General features: G+C 48.4%; 16 protein-coding genes. 11 read left to right on the forward strand and 5 right to left on the reverse strand.

Translation table 11 applies throughout. The features are described 5' to 3' along the window. Positions 1–66: 66 nt before the first annotated feature. Genes ACZ45G_RS26225 through ACZ45G_RS26235 form a run of 3 tightly spaced genes read right to left on the reverse strand, consistent with a single transcriptional unit; the run spans position 67 to position 2,994 of the window. Entirely contained in the window at positions 67–708 is a 642-nt protein-coding gene (locus tag ACZ45G_RS26225) for a TetR/AcrR family transcriptional regulator (RefSeq protein ID WP_464173537.1), read from the reverse strand. Next, positions 692–2,533: an aldehyde ferredoxin oxidoreductase family protein gene (locus ACZ45G_RS26230; RefSeq protein WP_464173538.1), complete on the reverse strand. Its 1,842-nt coding sequence runs from the start codon at positions 2,531–2,533 to the stop codon at positions 692–694. The genes ACZ45G_RS26225 and ACZ45G_RS26230 overlap by 17 nt, the downstream gene beginning before the upstream one ends. Then, positions 2,533–2,994 carry a 4Fe-4S dicluster domain-containing protein gene (locus ACZ45G_RS26235; protein WP_464180023.1) on the reverse strand — a complete coding sequence of 154 codons (462 nt, stop codon included), beginning with the start codon at positions 2,992–2,994 and terminating at the stop codon, positions 2,533–2,535. Before ACZ45G_RS26235 ends, ACZ45G_RS26230 begins: the two co-directional genes overlap by 1 nt. A gap of 186 nt (positions 2,995–3,180) precedes the next feature. Between ACZ45G_RS26235 and ACZ45G_RS26240 the strand changes: the two genes are divergently transcribed. The 6 genes from ACZ45G_RS26240 (at position 3,181) to ACZ45G_RS26265 (ending at position 8,667) form a co-directional block, all read left to right on the forward strand. Next, positions 3,181–3,891: an ABC transporter ATP-binding protein gene (locus ACZ45G_RS26240; protein ID WP_464173539.1), complete on the forward strand. Its 711-nt coding sequence runs from the start codon at positions 3,181–3,183 to the stop codon at positions 3,889–3,891. Further along, a complete protein-coding gene (locus ACZ45G_RS26245; protein WP_464173540.1) occupies positions 3,884–4,588 on the forward strand; it encodes an ABC transporter ATP-binding protein in 705 nt (234 codons plus the stop codon). Before ACZ45G_RS26240 ends, ACZ45G_RS26245 begins: the two co-directional genes overlap by 8 nt. Before the next feature lie 13 nt (positions 4,589–4,601). Next, positions 4,602–5,474, forward strand: coding sequence for a branched-chain amino acid ABC transporter permease (locus ACZ45G_RS26250; protein ID WP_464173541.1), 873 nt, complete (start codon positions 4,602–4,604; stop codon positions 5,472–5,474). A gap of 4 nt (positions 5,475–5,478) precedes the next feature. Further along, positions 5,479–6,450 (forward strand): branched-chain amino acid ABC transporter permease, encoded by a 972-nt coding sequence (locus tag ACZ45G_RS26255; RefSeq protein ID WP_464173542.1) that lies wholly within the window; start codon positions 5,479–5,481, stop codon positions 6,448–6,450. A 43-nt stretch (positions 6,451–6,493) separates the two neighbouring features. Further along, entirely contained in the window at positions 6,494–7,717 is a 1,224-nt protein-coding gene (locus ACZ45G_RS26260) for an ABC transporter substrate-binding protein (protein ID WP_464173543.1), read from the forward strand. Between the two features lie 125 nt (positions 7,718–7,842). After that, positions 7,843–8,667 (forward strand): purine-nucleoside phosphorylase, encoded by an 825-nt coding sequence (locus tag ACZ45G_RS26265; RefSeq protein WP_464173544.1) that lies wholly within the window; start codon positions 7,843–7,845, stop codon positions 8,665–8,667. Positions 8,668–8,692: 25 nt separating this feature from the next. On the opposite strand, the gene ACZ45G_RS26270 is transcribed toward ACZ45G_RS26265, so the two are convergent. Further along, on the reverse strand, positions 8,693–10,984 hold the full coding sequence (locus ACZ45G_RS26270; protein ID WP_464173545.1) for a hybrid sensor histidine kinase/response regulator: 2,292 nt from the start codon (positions 10,982–10,984) through the stop codon (positions 8,693–8,695). Between the two features lie 281 nt (positions 10,985–11,265). Between ACZ45G_RS26270 and ACZ45G_RS26275 the strand changes: the two genes are divergently transcribed. Continuing rightward, positions 11,266–12,171 carry an exopolyphosphatase gene (locus ACZ45G_RS26275; RefSeq protein ID WP_464173546.1) on the forward strand — a complete coding sequence of 302 codons (906 nt, stop codon included), beginning with the start codon at positions 11,266–11,268 and terminating at the stop codon, positions 12,169–12,171. Continuing rightward, complete coding sequence (locus tag ACZ45G_RS26280) at positions 12,168–12,608, forward strand: hotdog fold thioesterase (RefSeq protein ID WP_464173547.1); 441 nt, start codon at positions 12,168–12,170, stop codon at positions 12,606–12,608. The genes ACZ45G_RS26275 and ACZ45G_RS26280 overlap by 4 nt, the downstream gene beginning before the upstream one ends. A 32-nt stretch (positions 12,609–12,640) precedes the next feature. Here ACZ45G_RS26280 and ACZ45G_RS26285 read toward each other — a convergent pair whose 3' ends face one another. Beyond that, the gene (locus ACZ45G_RS26285; protein ID WP_464173548.1) at positions 12,641–12,937 is read right to left on the reverse strand and encodes an MTH1187 family thiamine-binding protein; all 297 of its coding nucleotides are present in this window, start codon (positions 12,935–12,937) and stop codon (positions 12,641–12,643) included. 316 nt (positions 12,938–13,253) lie between these two features. On the opposite strand from ACZ45G_RS26285, the gene ACZ45G_RS26290 reads away from it, so the two are divergent. The 3 genes from ACZ45G_RS26290 to nadE all read left to right on the forward strand — a co-directional run bounded on the left by ACZ45G_RS26290 (position 13,254) and on the right by nadE (position 15,657). Beyond that, a complete protein-coding gene (locus ACZ45G_RS26290; protein WP_464173549.1) occupies positions 13,254–14,168 on the forward strand; it encodes an HD-GYP domain-containing protein in 915 nt (304 codons plus the stop codon). Positions 14,169–14,180: 12 nt separating this feature from the next. Then, positions 14,181–14,738, forward strand: a complete 558-nt coding sequence (locus tag ACZ45G_RS26295) for a TrmH family RNA methyltransferase (RefSeq protein ID WP_464173550.1) — start codon at positions 14,181–14,183, stop codon at positions 14,736–14,738. A gap of 133 nt (positions 14,739–14,871) precedes the next feature. After that, on the forward strand, positions 14,872–15,657 hold the full coding sequence (gene nadE / locus ACZ45G_RS26300) for an NAD(+) synthase (RefSeq protein ID WP_464173551.1): 786 nt from the start codon (positions 14,872–14,874) through the stop codon (positions 15,655–15,657). Positions 15,658–15,692 lie beyond the last annotated feature (35 nt).

Genomic DNA, 15,692 nt, shown 5'->3' on the forward strand with positions numbered 1-15,692 from the left:
TCATGGCCAGGGTTTTGAATTAGTGATTCTTGTTATTCATACGTGATGGAAAAGGAGTGACAGCAATTATCTGTTTTCAGCAATCAGGCTGATAAATCCTTCTACCAGATCCTCAATATCCATTTCTTCATCCCGGACCAGGGCGTTGAGGGCCACACTCTGGAGCCCTGCGATAAAGCAGATGGCTGCCGCCCTATTTGTTTTCTTGGTTGATATCCGGTCCAGGGCCTTTTCAAAGGCTTCCACAAATTTGTCATAAGCGGCCTGGCTTTTTACAATTTTAGGTCCCCTCATACCGCTGAACTCCACGGTCAGGGAGGCCAGGGCAATGATGGTATCTGGTCGATTTTGAACCCTGTCCAGAAATATTTCCACCATGCCGTTGATCATTGTTTTATAATCGGTACTCGCCTTTTCCAGGTACTCGATATACTGATCAAAACTCTGGTTGAGCTGTGCCATTACGTCCGCGAGAATATCCGCCTTGGAACTATAGTGGTGAAAGACGGCCCCCGTGGTCATGCCGATGTGATAGGCAATGTCCTGGATGGTTGTTTTGTGATACCCTGTTCTTGCAAATAAATGGGTGGCGGTTTCCAGTATCTTTTTTCTTGTGGCAATCCGTTTGGCCTCTTTCTTGTTAGTGGCCTCTTTTTTTTGAATGGCATCTTTTTTCGTGAGATCCTGATGTTCAACTGGATTTGCCATATTCTATCCTCAATTGTTTCAGGGTTTTATCAAGGGGAACACCATGGGTATCCCATCCCCTTATTTTATAATATTCCTGTTTCATATATGTCATATCTTTTTTTGTAATCCTGTGACCTTTTGCCGGCCCGTCCGGCAGGGGCTCTTCCACAAACCGCCGGGGAAGCGTGTCCTGTGAGGCATCCATCCCTTCTGCTATATTGAACAACCGAGTAAGATTCCAGATCCTCTCCCCTGTTTCCATGAAGGTTTTCCGGGTAACCTGCCTGCCCGTGGCTGCAAAGAAAAGGGCTGCGTAAGTGGAAGCCGAAATCCCGTAGCTGCCGAAATCACATTTTACCAGGGTGTCGGTACCGGCGGAATAATTTTGCAGGTCAATCACCATGGAAGCCTTGCCCTCTGGTGACAGGGGATCTATTTTCTTACCCTCCCACTCGCCTTCAAGTTCGTAGCCGGCGGGAAAGCCGCGCTGGTGGCAGCCGCCCCGGTCCGTTGTCATATAGGCAAGCCCCATGCCCGATACCCCCCGGGGTCCCCAGGCAGGAGTTTCAAGCCCCTTGGTGTGAACCGCAATGGCTTCGGCTTTTTTTCCGATCTTTTGAGCGGCCGACTGTACCCCCCGGGACAGGAGGGTTCCCAAGCCCTCGCGTCTTTGGGCAATGGCATGGATCAGATACTCGGCTGCTTCCACACTGCCAAATTTTATCTCAATGCCGTCGGGAGAGTCGATCATTCCTCGTTCACAGGCCTCCATGGCAAATCCGATCACCCCCCCCGTGGACATGGAGTCCATGCCGTAGCAATCACATAGTTTTACCAGGTGGGCCACGGCCCGGACGTCGGAAATATCCAGGTTGGATCCCATGAGACCCGCGGATTCATACTCCACAATATCCGTAACGATCCCTTTATATCGGCCGGTCCGGACAGCCCCTATCTTGCTGCAGTGGATGGGGCACCCCATGCAGGCATTGCTTCCCAGCCACAGATGTTTGGACTGGCCCTTGTCCCCCAACTCGGACGCCTTTGAAAAAGTGCCGTTCTGATAATTTTTATGGGGCAAAAGACCGGTTTCATTGGCAAACTCAACAGAGCCAGCCGTGCCGACCTCGCGAAAAGCGGCTACATCCGGGCTTTGGGCCAATTCCTGGAAGGCTGTTTCACAGGCCTGCTTAAACCTTTCTGGGTCATGGACACTTACAGAGCGTGTCCCCCTGATGGCAACGGCTTTCAAGTTTTTGGACCCCATGACGGCCCCTGCCCCCCCCCGTCCTGCCTGGCGGTTAAATTCACAGCAGATCAGGGCAAAATCCACAAGATTTTCCCCTGCCTGGCCGATACCGGCAATTTTGATACTCTCATCCCCCAGCTGCGCTTTGATCATCCGGTTGGACGCAAGGGTATCCGTCCCCCAGATACCTCGTGCATCCCGGATTTCCACCCGGTCATCATCGATCCAGATATAGGACGGTTTTTTGGCCACCCCTTTGATCACGATGCCATCATAACCGGCATACTTGATTTCCGGAGAAAAACTGCCCCCGAAATAGGAATCTAGGAAAATACCAGTCAAAGGAGATTTTGTGACCACGCATCCGCGCATGGCCGGGGCCAGGGTTCCGGTGAGGGGTCCTGTCATGAACATAAGATGATTGTCAGGCCCCAGGGGGTCTGTGCCGGGGGGGACATTTTCCGAAAGAAGCTTTGCGCCAAATCCCTTGCCGCCGATATAGGCCTGTTTCAGATCCTCGGGGACTGGAATAATATCAACGGATTCACAGGACAAATCAATCACCAGAAACCGGTTTGTGTAAGCACCTGTCATCAGACATCCTCCTTACAGATTTCTTTTGCCGGGAAACTTTCCCCCCGGGGCAGTTCCTTTCGGACCAGTTCAAGAGCTCCTGTGGGACAGGCGGCAACACAGAGAGGATCTCCCTGGCACAACTCGCATTTATAGGCTTTCCGGGTTTCAGGATTCAAAAAGATCATCCCAATGGGGCAGTAACGGACACAGGTACCGCAGCCGATGCAACGATCTTGATCTATGCACACGATCCCCTCGTCATTTCTGTGGATCGCCTCGACCGGGCAGACCGTCATGCAATAGGCATTCTCACACTGGTTGCAGACCCTGGGCAGATGATAAAGGTTCTCTGTCTTATTCTCTATGACCAGACGGGCAAGTCTTGGGTTGTACCCCTTGAACAGGTCAAAGGAGCAGGCCAGCTGGCAGATGCCGCACCCGGTGCATTTATCAAAATGTATATGGATAAAGGATTTGATGGTCGTCTCCTGGAAACAATTTCGAGTTTATGGCATATAAATATCACATATTAGGCGTTATGCAAACCCTTGTTTTTGAATTTTTTTTGTGCTATGTTTCAGATTACATGTCACCTATTACCTATTACATATTATGTTGCACACGCCTTGTGTTCAACTTCAATTTGAAGGAAGGAACCTTCCCCTATGCTTAATGTCACAAATGTCACAAAAAAATTTGGAGAGCTCACCGCAGTAGACGATCTGAGCTTTGAGGTTGCCAAGGGACAGGTGTTTGGAATCGCCGGTCCCAACGGCGCCGGAAAATCCACCCTCTACAATCTGATAACAGGCCTTTACTCTTTTGAAGGCTCTATCTTGTTCAATAAACGGGAAATCAGCAATCTTGCCCCCCACAAAATTGCAAATATGGGCATTGCCAGAACCTTCCAGATTCCCCAGACCTTTCCCAGCCTGAGTGTTGCCAAAAGCGTGGGCGTGGGGAACCATTTTGGTTCCAAGGACGGGTTTGAACAAGACTATGTGGATCATATCTTAGAATTCACCGATCTTGCGGACAAACAGGATGCCATGGCAGGCCAGCTCAATCTTCTGGACAAAAAAATGCTCATGATCGGTGCCGCCCTTGCCACTAAACCCGAAATCCTGATGCTGGACGAACCCATGGCAGGGTCCAACGCCAAAGAGATTTTAAAGCTGATGGACCTGATCCAGCGAATCAACCGGGAACTGAATGTCACCATTATCATCATTGAGCATTTCATGAAGGTCCTCACGGAGTTGACGGAGCAATTACTGATCATCGAAACCGGCTCCCAGATCTGCTGCGGGGACCCGGCTGAGGTAACCTGCGATTCCCGGGTGATTGAAAGCTACCTGGGGGACAACCTTGATTAAAATAGAAGGGCTGAACGCTTATTACAGTGACTTCCATGTATTAAAGGATGTCTGCCTTAAGGTGGGAAAAGGCAAGGTGGTGGTCATGCTCGGCCCCAATGGCCACGGAAAATCCACCCTTTTAAAATCGATCTGCGGCCTGGGGGACAGGGTCACGGGCAGTATTTTATATAACGGAAAGGATATCGCCGGCCTGAAAGCTGAAAAACTGGTCAACCAGGGGATTACCTATATTGCAGAAAACCGGGAACTCTTCGGGGAGATGACCGTGCTTGAAAACCTGAAGCTGGGAGCTTATTCCCGGTCTGCCAGACCCTTTGAGAAAGAAAACCTGGAAAAGGTTTTTTCCCTGTTCCCCAGACTCAAGGACCGCCGCCCCCAGCTTGCCTCCACCCTGAGCGGGGGGGAAGCAAGGATGCTGGCCATTGCCCGGGGCCTTATGTCCAATGCTTCCTTTCTGGCCATAGACGAGCCCTCCCTTGGGCTCCAGCCCAATCTTCGGGATGAGGTGGCCAACATCATCCGTCAGATCAACTCTGATGGCATGACAATCCTGGTGGTGGAGCAGAACATTCCCCAGATTATTAAGCTTGCCGACACGATCTATGTACTCGAAGAAGGCCAAGTCTCCTTTGAGGGCAGCAGGGAAGACGCCCTTTCCAATGATCATTTAAAAGAAATTTTTCTAGGCATGTAAGAGGAGAATACAAATGCTCATTGAAATAATAGACGTCCTCATCAGCGGATTGATAAACGGCTCGGTATACGCCCTCATGGCAGTGGGACTCACCCTGATTTACGGGGTATCCAAGGCCTTTAATTTTGCCTATGGATCCTTTTACAGCATGGGCGGTTATATCGCCTTTCTGCTGTTTAGTACGACCCTGATCAACCACTATCTGCTGGTCTTCTGCCTGGCCATCCCACTGCTGCTGCTCTTTGGTTTTTTCATTGAGAAACTGCTGGTGGCGCCTTTAAGGAAACGGGATGACTGGGAAATAAAGGTCATGATGATCACCCTGGGGCTGGCCCTGTTCCTGGACAATTCCTTTCAAGTGGTCTTCGGCTCCCGGATGAAGTCATTGCCCTCCCTTCTGGAAGGCACCTTTGAGGCCGGGGAATTTATCCTTCCCTACCAGGATGTGGCCATCTTTATCCTTTCCATCGGCGGTATCCTTTTATTTCGCTGGTTTCTCAACAACACCCGGACCGGCATGTCGGTCCGGGCCGTGGCCCAGAATCCGGCCGGCGCCCAGATTGTGGGGATTCCCAAAGAATTTGTCTTTGCCGCCACCTTTGCCATCTCCACGGTCATGGTGGGCATGGGCGGTATTTTGCTGGCACAAAAATATTTTATCACCCCGACAGGCGGGTGGGATATCCTGGTCAAGGCGTGGGTGATAACCGCCTTCGGCGGCATGGGCAGCATCAAGGGAAGTCTGTATGCTGCCTTTATCGTGGGATTGTTGGAAGCCTTTGTGGGATGGTATTTTGGAATGACTTGGACGCTCATCGCTTTATTTGCAGTATTGTTGACAACCCTGGCGGTAAGACCCCAGGGACTTATGGGGAAATGGGGATAAATCAATGGAACACAAACGCATCGCAATTTTGTTAACCTGTATCTGGGCAATTGTCGCCATTCTGCCGTTGTTTTTCGGTTCGACCCATTTTATCATGCACATTCTGATCATGTGCCTGATCTGGTCGGTGGTGGCCTCCTGCTGGGATCTGATCATGGGGTTTGCCGGTATCTTTTCCTTTGGTCAAGTGGCCTTTTTTGTCATCGGTGCCTATTCTTCGGCCATTGTTTCGGCCCGGTTTGGCATCCCCCCTATTTTTGCCGTTTTCATTGCAGGCGGCATTGCCGCCATTTTCGGGATACTGGTGGGACTTCCCTGCCTCAAGCTCAAGGGAGCCTATATTGCCCTTGTCACCTTTGCCGTGCACATGATCCTGGAACCTGTTCTAAAAGGAGACATCGGCAAGGCTCTGGGCACAGGGGGCTCCCGAGGAATTTTGACCATCGCCCCCATGAACATCTTTGGGTACACCTTTTCCAGTTCAAACCCGGTTCCCTATTTTTATCTGATTTTGCTGGTGGCAATCATCTGTTCGGCCATTATTTTTCTGGTCATCAGATCCCATTGGGGAACTGCATTTCTGGCCTTGAAAGATTCAGAGGAGTTTGCCACCTGCCTGGGGGTCAGTGCCTTTAAATACAAACTCATGGTCTTTGCCCTGACCTCATTTTTAACCGGCATGATCGGCGGATTCTATGCCCATTACGTGAGTATGCTCTCCACCCGGATGCTGGGAATAGACCTGTTTGTAACCCTCATGGTCGTCCTGGTCATCGGCGGGGTGGGCAAATTCCCCGGTGCCATTATCGGCGCCTTTATCACCATTGCCTTAAATGAGATACTCTCTCCCATCGGGGCCTATCGCCCCATTATTATGGGGGCCATGGTGGTGATACTGGTCCTGGTTCTCCCCGACGGTATTGTCGGACTTGTCGAAAAGATTTTTTCTAAAAAGAAACACAGATTCACCCATTAACCCGTTAAACATAACCCGTTAAACAAAAATTTTAGGAGGTAAGATGAAAAAAACATTGGCAATAATCTCGATTCTATTTTTCAGTCTTTTAATCGGAAGTCAGGCATGGGCAGCCGATACCATTAAAATCGGCGTACCCCTCTCCATGACAGGACCCTATACCGATACAGGGGATAATTATTGGAAAGGCATTAAAATGGCCGTTGATGAAATAAATGAAGCCGGCGGGCTGCTTGGAAAACAGGTGGAATCGGTCCGGTTTGATGCCCAGGAATTTGCACCGGAACGCGTGATGCAAGGGGCGGATTATCTGTGCGGAAAGATCAAGGTAGATTCGGTCCATGCGGGCTGGGCCGGCTGGGGACAGGATGTTCGTGCCTACGGAAAATACACAGCCCCCTTTTTTGCCGATGACGGGTCCCAGACAGCTGTGGATGTTTTTCGGCAGGATAAAAAACTATACAATAATATCTTTCAGCTCACCGATACCGGCATCAACCAAGGCCAGAGCATGTTCAATGTTCTCATGGCCCTGCCCTATGAATATCCCAATAAAAAAGTGGTAATCATCACGGCAGACGATGCCTGGGGCACAGAAGTCGGAGATACCCTGGCCAAAAACTTTAAAGAAAAGGGCTGGAAAGTAGCCATGCACGAACTGGTTCCCTACGGCACCAACCAGTGGGGACCTCTGCTCACCAAAATCCGCAAGATCAAACCAGCCATCATCCATGTGGAAATCGTTTCTGCCCAGGAGGTCATCACCTTTTTCCGGCAGTTCATGCGCAAACCCACCAATTCCATTTTAAGCTATGGATACTCCCTGGTTCCCAGGGAAGTTGTGGACACCATGGGCAAAGAGGCCGACGGCCTCATCGGCGAAGTACCCACAGCCATGCCCACCCCCAAGGCCCCGACCCCCGAAGCCCAGGCCTGGCTGGATAAATTTCAAGGGATCTGGGACCACCTGCCCCAGGCAGGTTCATGGGCGGCTTACAGCGGTGTTAAAGCATGGGCCACAGCCGTGACAGCCATCGGGGATGAGAAAAAACACGAAGAGGTCAGCAACTATATTGCGGCCAACGGATACAAGGGTGAAACCGGATGGTGGAAGTGGGACGAGGACCATGTCATGAGAGCAGGCGGGGATGTTCCCATTGCCCATTACCAGGTTCAAAACGGAGAAATGATTGCCATTTTCACGGATCCGCCGACAAAGCCCTATAAAAACTATACCTTTCAGGTCCCCAAATGGATCAAAAAATAAAACGGCCAATGGCCTTAAGCATAGGACCTGAAATTTAGGACCTGAACATAGGGCCTGATTAAAAACAAGGCTGCCCCCGGCGACCACTTCGTCCCGGGGGCAGCTCTCTTTCAAGAGGATCGCAGATGAAACCCCTTCGCCAACAGGTAATGGAAACCGTTGCCTTTATAGAACCTCGCATCAAGGGCTCAGTGGATATTGGTTTTTTAACGGGTACCGGTCTGTCCCAGACCCTGTCTTCCCTGAAGGTTATTTGGGAAATCGACTACGCCGATCTTCCCAATTTTCCCCAAACCACGGTTGAAAGTCATAGGGGAAAACTGGTCTATGGTAGGATTGCCGACAAGTCAATACTGGTCATGCAAGGGCGTTTCCACCTGTATGAAGGCTATACGCCCCGACAGGTAACCTATCCCGTAAGGCTCATGCAGGAACTGAACATTAAAAACCTGATTTTGAGTAATGCCGCAGGCGGCATTAATTTGAATTTTTCTTCCGGAGACATCATGCTCATCCAAGACCACATCAATCTGACCGGGCAAAATCCCTTGATAGGCCCTGAAGAACCTGCCTGGGGAATCCGGTTTCCAGACATGACCCGGGTCTATGACAAGGGCCTTGGCGCTCTTGCCAGAAAATGCGCAGCAGACAATGATATTATCTTAAGAGAGGGAGTCTATGCCGGGTTATTGGGTCCCAGCCTGGAAACACCGGCAGAAACCAGATTTTTAAAGGGTATCTGTGGTGATGCAGTTGGTTTTTCAACCATCATGGAAGCCATTGCCGGGGTCCAGGCCGGTATGAAAATCCTGGGACTTTCCCTGATTACCAATATCAACAATCCCGATGCCCCGGAACAGACCACCCTGAAAGCTGTTGTGGAAACTGCCCAACGAGCATCGGGAAAAATGAATCTCCTGCTGTGTGATATGATATCCCAGATGCCTTAAAAAACAGGTTTTTAAAACACTATAATCAAAGGCAATCCTTATCCAGAAGCCGTCTGAGAGTGGATGAAAGGGCCTTTATTTCAACGGGCTTACTTAAAAAACCTTTGACACTGGTATCCTGGCCCCTTTCAATTGAATCTCCCAGGCCGGTGCAAAGAATTATGGGCAGTGTGGGATTCATTTCGACCATTTTATTTGCCAGATCAAATCCGCTCAAATCCGGCATGGTCAGGTCGGTGATGACCACATCAAATCTTTTCGGATTTTCAGCATAAACTGCCAGAGCCGTTGGGCTGTCTGTAAAGCAGGTGACCCCATACCCCAGACGTTCAAGCATGTGGGTATGCATAACCGCAACCTTTTTATCGTCATCCACCAAAAGAACCTGCTCCGTACCAAACTCCACTGCCAGATCCGGCCGGGTCTCTTCCCAGGCCTCCCCTTGACTCCGACAGACCGGAAAGTATATTAAGAACTTCGCCCCATCCCCTTTGCAGCTTTCAACCTGGATATAGCCCCCATGGGTTTCAACAATGCCATGGACAACAGAAAGTCCTATACCCGACCCCTTTCCTTCCTCTTTGGTAGAAAAATAGGGCTCGAATATATTCGTGACGACCTCCTCTTCGATCCCATAACCGTTGTCTTTCACGGACAAAAGCACATATTCCCCGGGCTTAATTTCCTCCGTACCCAGGGTTGAACGAGCAATTTTGACCTTTTCCAAGGAGACCTCCAGGAGCCCCCCGTCTTTTTCCATGGCATGACAGGCATTTGTCACAAGATTCATAATCACTTGGTTGATTTGAATAGGGTCTGCCATTATATACCCGCAGTGTTGAGCAATGACTGTCTGAATTTTTATGCTTGAAGGCAGAAAGTTTTTGACAAGGTCCATGGCGTCTGTCAATGCATTCCCTGCTTTCACCAGCACCCGCTTATGTTCTTTCTGACGGCTGAAGGTAAGGATCTGATTCACCAGGTCCTTGGCATGCCTGGCACAATCTAGAATAATGCTGACCTGTTCTTTTTGCACCTCTTTTTTTGTATCATTCATCAACAGCATCTGGGCATACCCAGAGATGGGGGACAGCACGTTGTTAAAATCATGGGCAATTCCCCGGGCAAGGGTTCCGATGGCTTCCATTTTCTGGGCATGGAATAATTGTTTTTCAAGGGTCTTCCTCTGGGAGATATCAATTCCCATGGCCCGAATTTCAACAATTTCATCCTTTTTATTTTTTATGGCATCAATGGCCAGGCTGATCCACACCCTGTCCCCATTTTTACAAACCATTTCAAGTTCCCTGTCCTTGACCGCCCCACCGTTTTCAAGGGTCTGCCGGATCGAATTGAAATTTTCATCGATCTGCTTTTTATTGGCAAACAAACCAAGAACATTTAGGCCGATTAATTCGAGTTTATCATATCCCGACAAAAGACAGGCTTCCTGGTTACAGCGGTAAATTTTGCCATCCCGGTCCATGGAAAGGTAAGGAATGGGGGCGTTTTCATAGAGGTCTCTGTATTCTCGTTCTTTTTGGGCCAGATTCAAATAGGTCTTGCGAAGATGGACTTCTTTTCGCCAAAGGAGTTCTGCCCCTTTTTTGCCCTTCAATTGTCCAAGATAGGCAAGAGAAGATGTCTCAACCAGTTTGATCAGCAGGTCAAGTCGTTCCCGAAGCGTTTCTTCTTTCACAAACTTGTTGTCACAAACTTCCATCAACCCAACATCGGCCGTATTAAGAACAAGAATACCATAATCGGGCAGGATGATATAAATGGAATTGCTTGATTTGAAATGCTTTACAATCCGGGTATCCACCTTAATTCCATTTTCAGGCATACTCATTTGGATACCGTCATAGATAAAAAAGGGAATGTAGTTATAACCGTCTTTATCATCTGTTTCATGAATAAACCTGCTCGTATCCGGGCAAATGATGATGTTGATCCCTTTTTTGTAATAATCGGCACCATGTCTCAATACATAGGCAATGATGCCGTCATTATCCTGGAGGTCACCGCCCGGTATGGTTTTATAGAAAAAGACAGGGCTCAGGTTTCTGGCTGCGACGATGTATGTGCCAAAAAGCCTTAAAAGGAAACCGCTTACGCCTCGCCCATTCAATTTATCCATGACGCCGCGGTCCCACATACCGGTGGGTAAAAATTTTATTTTGCTTTCATTGGTGCCGTATAGGATCCCGCTCTGCTTGGCATCAACCAGGTCAAGGGATATGGCCAGCAGCTTTCTCCAGGGGTTACCCCCCTTGAAAAATGAGCGTTCAATTGTATCAAGATTAAGTTTTTTCATTATCTCCTATTACCCGAAAGCTAGTGTACGAAAAGAAGATGGCCCCACGTAAAACAAAAAATTTCACCCCAAATAAAACACACTCACCCCGATGGGGTCAAGTAAAAACAGGCAAACGCAACGACCATCGCCGAATGCGAATTCAACCATATAAACATTTTTTTGACAAAGAGATTCTTAAAAAGAGTATGGCTATGTTTTATCAAAGAATGCTATACTAGGGTTAAAATACAATATTTTTATCACTTTTTTATCTATACAATATAGCTTGGGGTTAATATATGAGAATCGTTACACGTCCAGATTTTGACGGCATTGTCTGTGCCGTTCTTCTCCATGAAGCTGAAAACATTGACGCGGATATCTACTGGGTTGAACCCAGTGAAATCCAGAACAAAAAGGCCATAATCCAACAAGGGGATATCATTGCCAACCTTCCCTTTGATGCCAATTGTTCCCTCTGGTTTGACCACCATGTTTCCAACAAACCGGACCTGGCGGTAAAAGGAGCTTTTGGCATTGCCCCGTCTGCCGCCGGTGTTATTTTTCACTATTATAGGAAACAGGGCAAATTCAAGGACCGGTTTGATGAATTGATTCAACAAACCGATATGATTGATTCCGCAGACCTGAACCGAGACCAGGTGCAATTCCCGGAACGCTACCCCTACCTGCTGTTGTCCATGACCATACAAAACAGGGGGGATGGTGACCAAGCCTATTGGAACAAACTAGTCGACATGCTGGGGAAACTGCCCATCGAACAGGTGCTTGAGGATTCTGACGTCCGGGAGAGATGTGACGCCGTAATCCAGGAAAATGCCCAATTCGGCCATTTTTTAACCACCCACACCACCATTGTAAAAAAAATATCCGTCACCGATTTCAGATCCCTTGACGTCGTCCCTTCGGGCAATCGGTTTTTGACCTATTCCTTGTTTCCAGACACCATTGCCAGTGCAAAGATACGATACCTGGGACCGGATAAGGACCAGGTATTGCTCAGTATCGGCCGCAGCATTTTCAACCAGGGCTGCCAGGTGAACATCGGAAATTTGCTTGCCAGATTTGGCGGCGGAGGCCATGCCGGTGCTGGCGGATGCAGTCTTGAAGCGGCAACTGCCCAGGAAAAAATTGACCGTATCCTTGATGTCATGACGGCCAATGAGCCAGAAGAGGTTAAATGACAATGATTTGGAAAAAAGAATTTATAATAAAAGACATGAACCAATTTAGAAAAGATACCATTGTGGGCCATCTGGGTATTGAATTTTTAAAAAAGGGAGATGATTTTTTATCTGCCACCATGCCGGTTGATAAAAAAACAGTGCAGCCCATGGGTATCCTCCACGGCGGTGCCTCGGTGGTTTTGGCAGAAACTCTGGGCAGTGCCGCATCCTATATGACAATGGATGAATCCCACTATAGTGTGGGGCTTGAGGTCAAGGCCAATCATTTAAAAAGTGTGTCCAAAGGATCGGTAACAGGCACAGCAAGGCCAGTCCACCTGGGAAGAACAACCCAGGTATGGGATATTTCCATTGAAAACGAAACCGCCGAATTAATCTGCGTTTCCCGCCTGACCATGGCAGTGCTAAAGGTTTCAGACGACCCGGCCTGCTAAAAAGAACATGGGTTAGAGGGCAGGATACCTGCCTACAGTTTTTCCTTTACACTTTCCACCTTGTCGGCCATGGTCTGGTCCCGATCAGTGCGGGTACCGGCCTTAATAGTGGTGGTAATCCTGGGAGCACCCATGGCATGGATCTTTTCGTGGCATTTTTTTACCACGTCGAATACAGCATCCCACTCCCCTTCAATGTTGGTGCCATAGGCATGGAGCTCGGATTTAAGCCCGGCGTCACTGATAATTTTATGGCAGGCGGCCACATATTTGGAAACAGAAAGTCCCACTCCCAGAGGAATCACACATAAATCAATGATAACCTTCATATCTTAACTCCTTATCTTGTATTTTAATCCCCGGATTATCTTCCAAGTTTACACGCCTCATTTTAAAATAGCCAGAAAAATGGCACGCCATTCTAAATATTTACCCCAAAGACAACTCAGCCCGGCAGGCACAATATCAGGGAGGGATAGGTTTTGTTTCCTAGGTTTTGGGTTGACATGAAAACTGATTCAAGGCATATAATGCACGTCGGATCTCAAACTAAATTTTGGAATACTCAGTGTGTAGTGGCCACTAATACCTGTGAGCTTCCACGGCCTTGGGAGTTCTGATGCAACGACTTTAAGGTTTCCGGTTATGACAGAATATATTATAGTAAAAAAATCCCAAATCTCTTTATTCAAAATCATCCCGCTTTACTATCAGACCCAAACTGGGAACTACGCCCTTTACAAAAAAAAGGGCGATCACCTTGATGAATCATGGCTTCATAAAACCAGATATCCGGATTTATACATTAGTGATGCAGACAAAAAAGAGGCCCTGACAGAGCTCATTGCTGCCTTGAATAAAGATTTTGAAAAAAAAATAGCCGAGGGCAAACTCAAAGAAGTCCGGCACGCATTAGAGTTTATTGTCGAAGAGGCCTTGGCTCCGGGACAGGAAAACGGCATGAATGCCCTTCCTCAAACCCTTGACATCCTTCTTGGCAGATATCAAAATGATAACCAGGCCATGGAATACCTGAGAAAAATAGACTCCAATTCTCACGTATTGATTAAGCATACAGTCAACGTCACAGCGCTTACACTGCAATTTTGTTTTTTCCACAAATTCTCTGAATCCGATACCCGGCAATTGGCCATGGCTGCACTGCTCCACGACGTGGGCTGTGCAAAACTTGACAAGGATCTCATCGAAACAGACAACCGGCTCACAGACGAACAATTTAAAAGCTATGCCACCCACCCGAAGATAGGCCATGACATGATTGTCCAGAACACAGAGTTCAATACGGCCATTCAAAAGGTGGCATTGGAACACCATGAACGCGTTGACGGCTCCGGCTACCCCTCTGGTTCAAAACGATTGGCATCCTACAGTCAGCTCATCGGCCTTATCGACAGCTATGAATCACTAACATACAGGAGTAAACGCTTCAGAAAAGCAAAAAAACCATTTGATGCCTTGAACCTCATCAAAGAAGAAGCTTTGCAAGGAAAATTTTCCAAAGAATTGTTTAAAAAATTTACATCCTGCCTGGTAAAATAAGCGAGTTAAATCATGGGGTCCCATAAAATCAGACAGATGATGAAATCCGAACGGGAAACGGCCAAAAGGCGTTTCCGACGACAGCGCAATAAAAATTATTTGGCGCAGCCCGGCATCCATGATTGCATCATTGTGCTCGATCACCTCAAGCCCACCTATAATATCGGAAAAATTTTCAGAAGTTCCGAGGCCTTTGGCTGCCGGGAAATACATTTGGTGGGCATCGATTTCTTTGATCCGGGACCTGGCATGGGCGCTTTTAAGTGGGTTCCTGCTGTCTTCCACACCGAATTTTTCGCCTGTTATACAGACCTCATCAACAAGGGGTATACCCCGTATCTACTTGAGCCTGGACAGGGGCCCCCGGTGATGGATACGCCGTTGCCAAAAAAAAGCGCCTTTATCTTTGGCCATGAAGAATTTGGGATCAGTTTTGAACCGGACCTGTTCCCAGAAATAAAGCGCCTGACCATTCCCCAGTATGGCAAGTCCCAAAGCCTGAATGTCAGCGTGGCCGCCTCTATTCTTTTGTATGAATATGTGCGGCAGCACGGCAAAAACTCGGTCTGAACCAGGCCAGCCTGAACCAGATAATAGACAAGGGGCAGGCGTATTCTTGTAAAACATTGACAACAAATACCTTGTTTCATTATAAAGGATCCATGGAAAATACTCACCGCTTACATAAATTAAAGGTAGCCCCATGCAAACACCTGATATAGTAGAATATATTGTCAACTGGCTGAAAACCTATGTGGAAAAATCAGGGTTAAACGGCTTTACCATCGGGGTATCCGGCGGAATCGATTCTGCCGTGACTTCAACCCTGTGCGCCAGAACCGGAAAAAAAGTAATCGCACTGAATATGCCCATTTTCCAGGCAAAAGACCAGGTATCCAGATCTGCTGACCATATTGCCTGGCTGGAAAACGCCCATGACAATGTCACGGGAATCGATGTGGAACTGACCCCGATCTTTGAACAGATCCAGGAAAGTTTCCCAAAAGAGATCCAGGATGGTCTGACCATGGCCAATACCCGTTCCCGCCTCCGCATGACGACACTCTACGCATTCGCATCCCACCACCGACTGCTGGTGGCCGGCACCGGCAACAAAGTGGAAGATTTTGGGGTGGGATTTTATACCAAATACGGGGACGGAGGCGTGGATATTTCCCCCGTTGCCGACCTGATGAAATCCCAAGTCTATGCCATCGGTAAATTTTTGGGCATCCACCCGGATATTTTAAGCGCCCCCCCCACCGATGGCCTGTGGGAAGATGACCGCACCGATGAAAGCCAGATAGGGGCCACCTATGGGGAACTGGAATGGGCCATGACCCATGACGCCTCACAAAAAATTCCGGGAGAAGCCCCGGGAAAGGACCTGGATAATAGACAAAAAGAAGTGCTGTCCATTTACCATAAATTTAATGCGGCCAACCAGCACAAGATGGCGCCCATTCCCGTGTGCAAAATTCCAGAGTAGATCCGATAAAAAAAGGCATAACCAGGCCCATGGTC

Source organism: Desulfoconvexum algidum (assembly GCF_055382125.1).

Coding starts and splice junctions, on each gene's coding strand:
- ACZ45G_RS26280 (WP_464173547.1), top strand. CDS start 12,168: ATGACAATGATTTGGAAAAAAGAATTTATAATAAAAGACATGAACCAA.
- ACZ45G_RS26265 (WP_464173544.1), top strand. CDS start 7,843: ATGAAACCCCTTCGCCAACAGGTAATGGAAACCGTTGCCTTTATAGAA.
- ACZ45G_RS26285 (WP_464173548.1), bottom strand. CDS start 12,937: ATGAAGGTTATCATTGATTTATGTGTGATTCCTCTGGGAGTGGGACTT.
- ACZ45G_RS26295 (WP_464173550.1), top strand. CDS start 14,181: ATGGGGTCCCATAAAATCAGACAGATGATGAAATCCGAACGGGAAACG.
- ACZ45G_RS26255 (WP_464173542.1), top strand. CDS start 5,479: ATGGAACACAAACGCATCGCAATTTTGTTAACCTGTATCTGGGCAATT.
- ACZ45G_RS26250 (WP_464173541.1), top strand. CDS start 4,602: ATGCTCATTGAAATAATAGACGTCCTCATCAGCGGATTGATAAACGGC.
- ACZ45G_RS26260 (WP_464173543.1), top strand. CDS start 6,494: ATGAAAAAAACATTGGCAATAATCTCGATTCTATTTTTCAGTCTTTTA.
- ACZ45G_RS26270 (WP_464173545.1), bottom strand. CDS start 10,984: ATGAAAAAACTTAATCTTGATACAATTGAACGCTCATTTTTCAAGGGG.
- ACZ45G_RS26290 (WP_464173549.1), top strand. CDS start 13,254: ATGACAGAATATATTATAGTAAAAAAATCCCAAATCTCTTTATTCAAA.
- ACZ45G_RS26230 (WP_464173538.1), bottom strand. CDS start 2,533: ATGACAGGTGCTTACACAAACCGGTTTCTGGTGATTGATTTGTCCTGT.
- ACZ45G_RS26240 (WP_464173539.1), top strand. CDS start 3,181: ATGCTTAATGTCACAAATGTCACAAAAAAATTTGGAGAGCTCACCGCA.
- ACZ45G_RS26225 (WP_464173537.1), bottom strand. CDS start 708: ATGGCAAATCCAGTTGAACATCAGGATCTCACGAAAAAAGATGCCATT.
- ACZ45G_RS26275 (WP_464173546.1), top strand. CDS start 11,266: ATGAGAATCGTTACACGTCCAGATTTTGACGGCATTGTCTGTGCCGTT.
- nadE (WP_464173551.1), top strand. CDS start 14,872: ATGCAAACACCTGATATAGTAGAATATATTGTCAACTGGCTGAAAACC.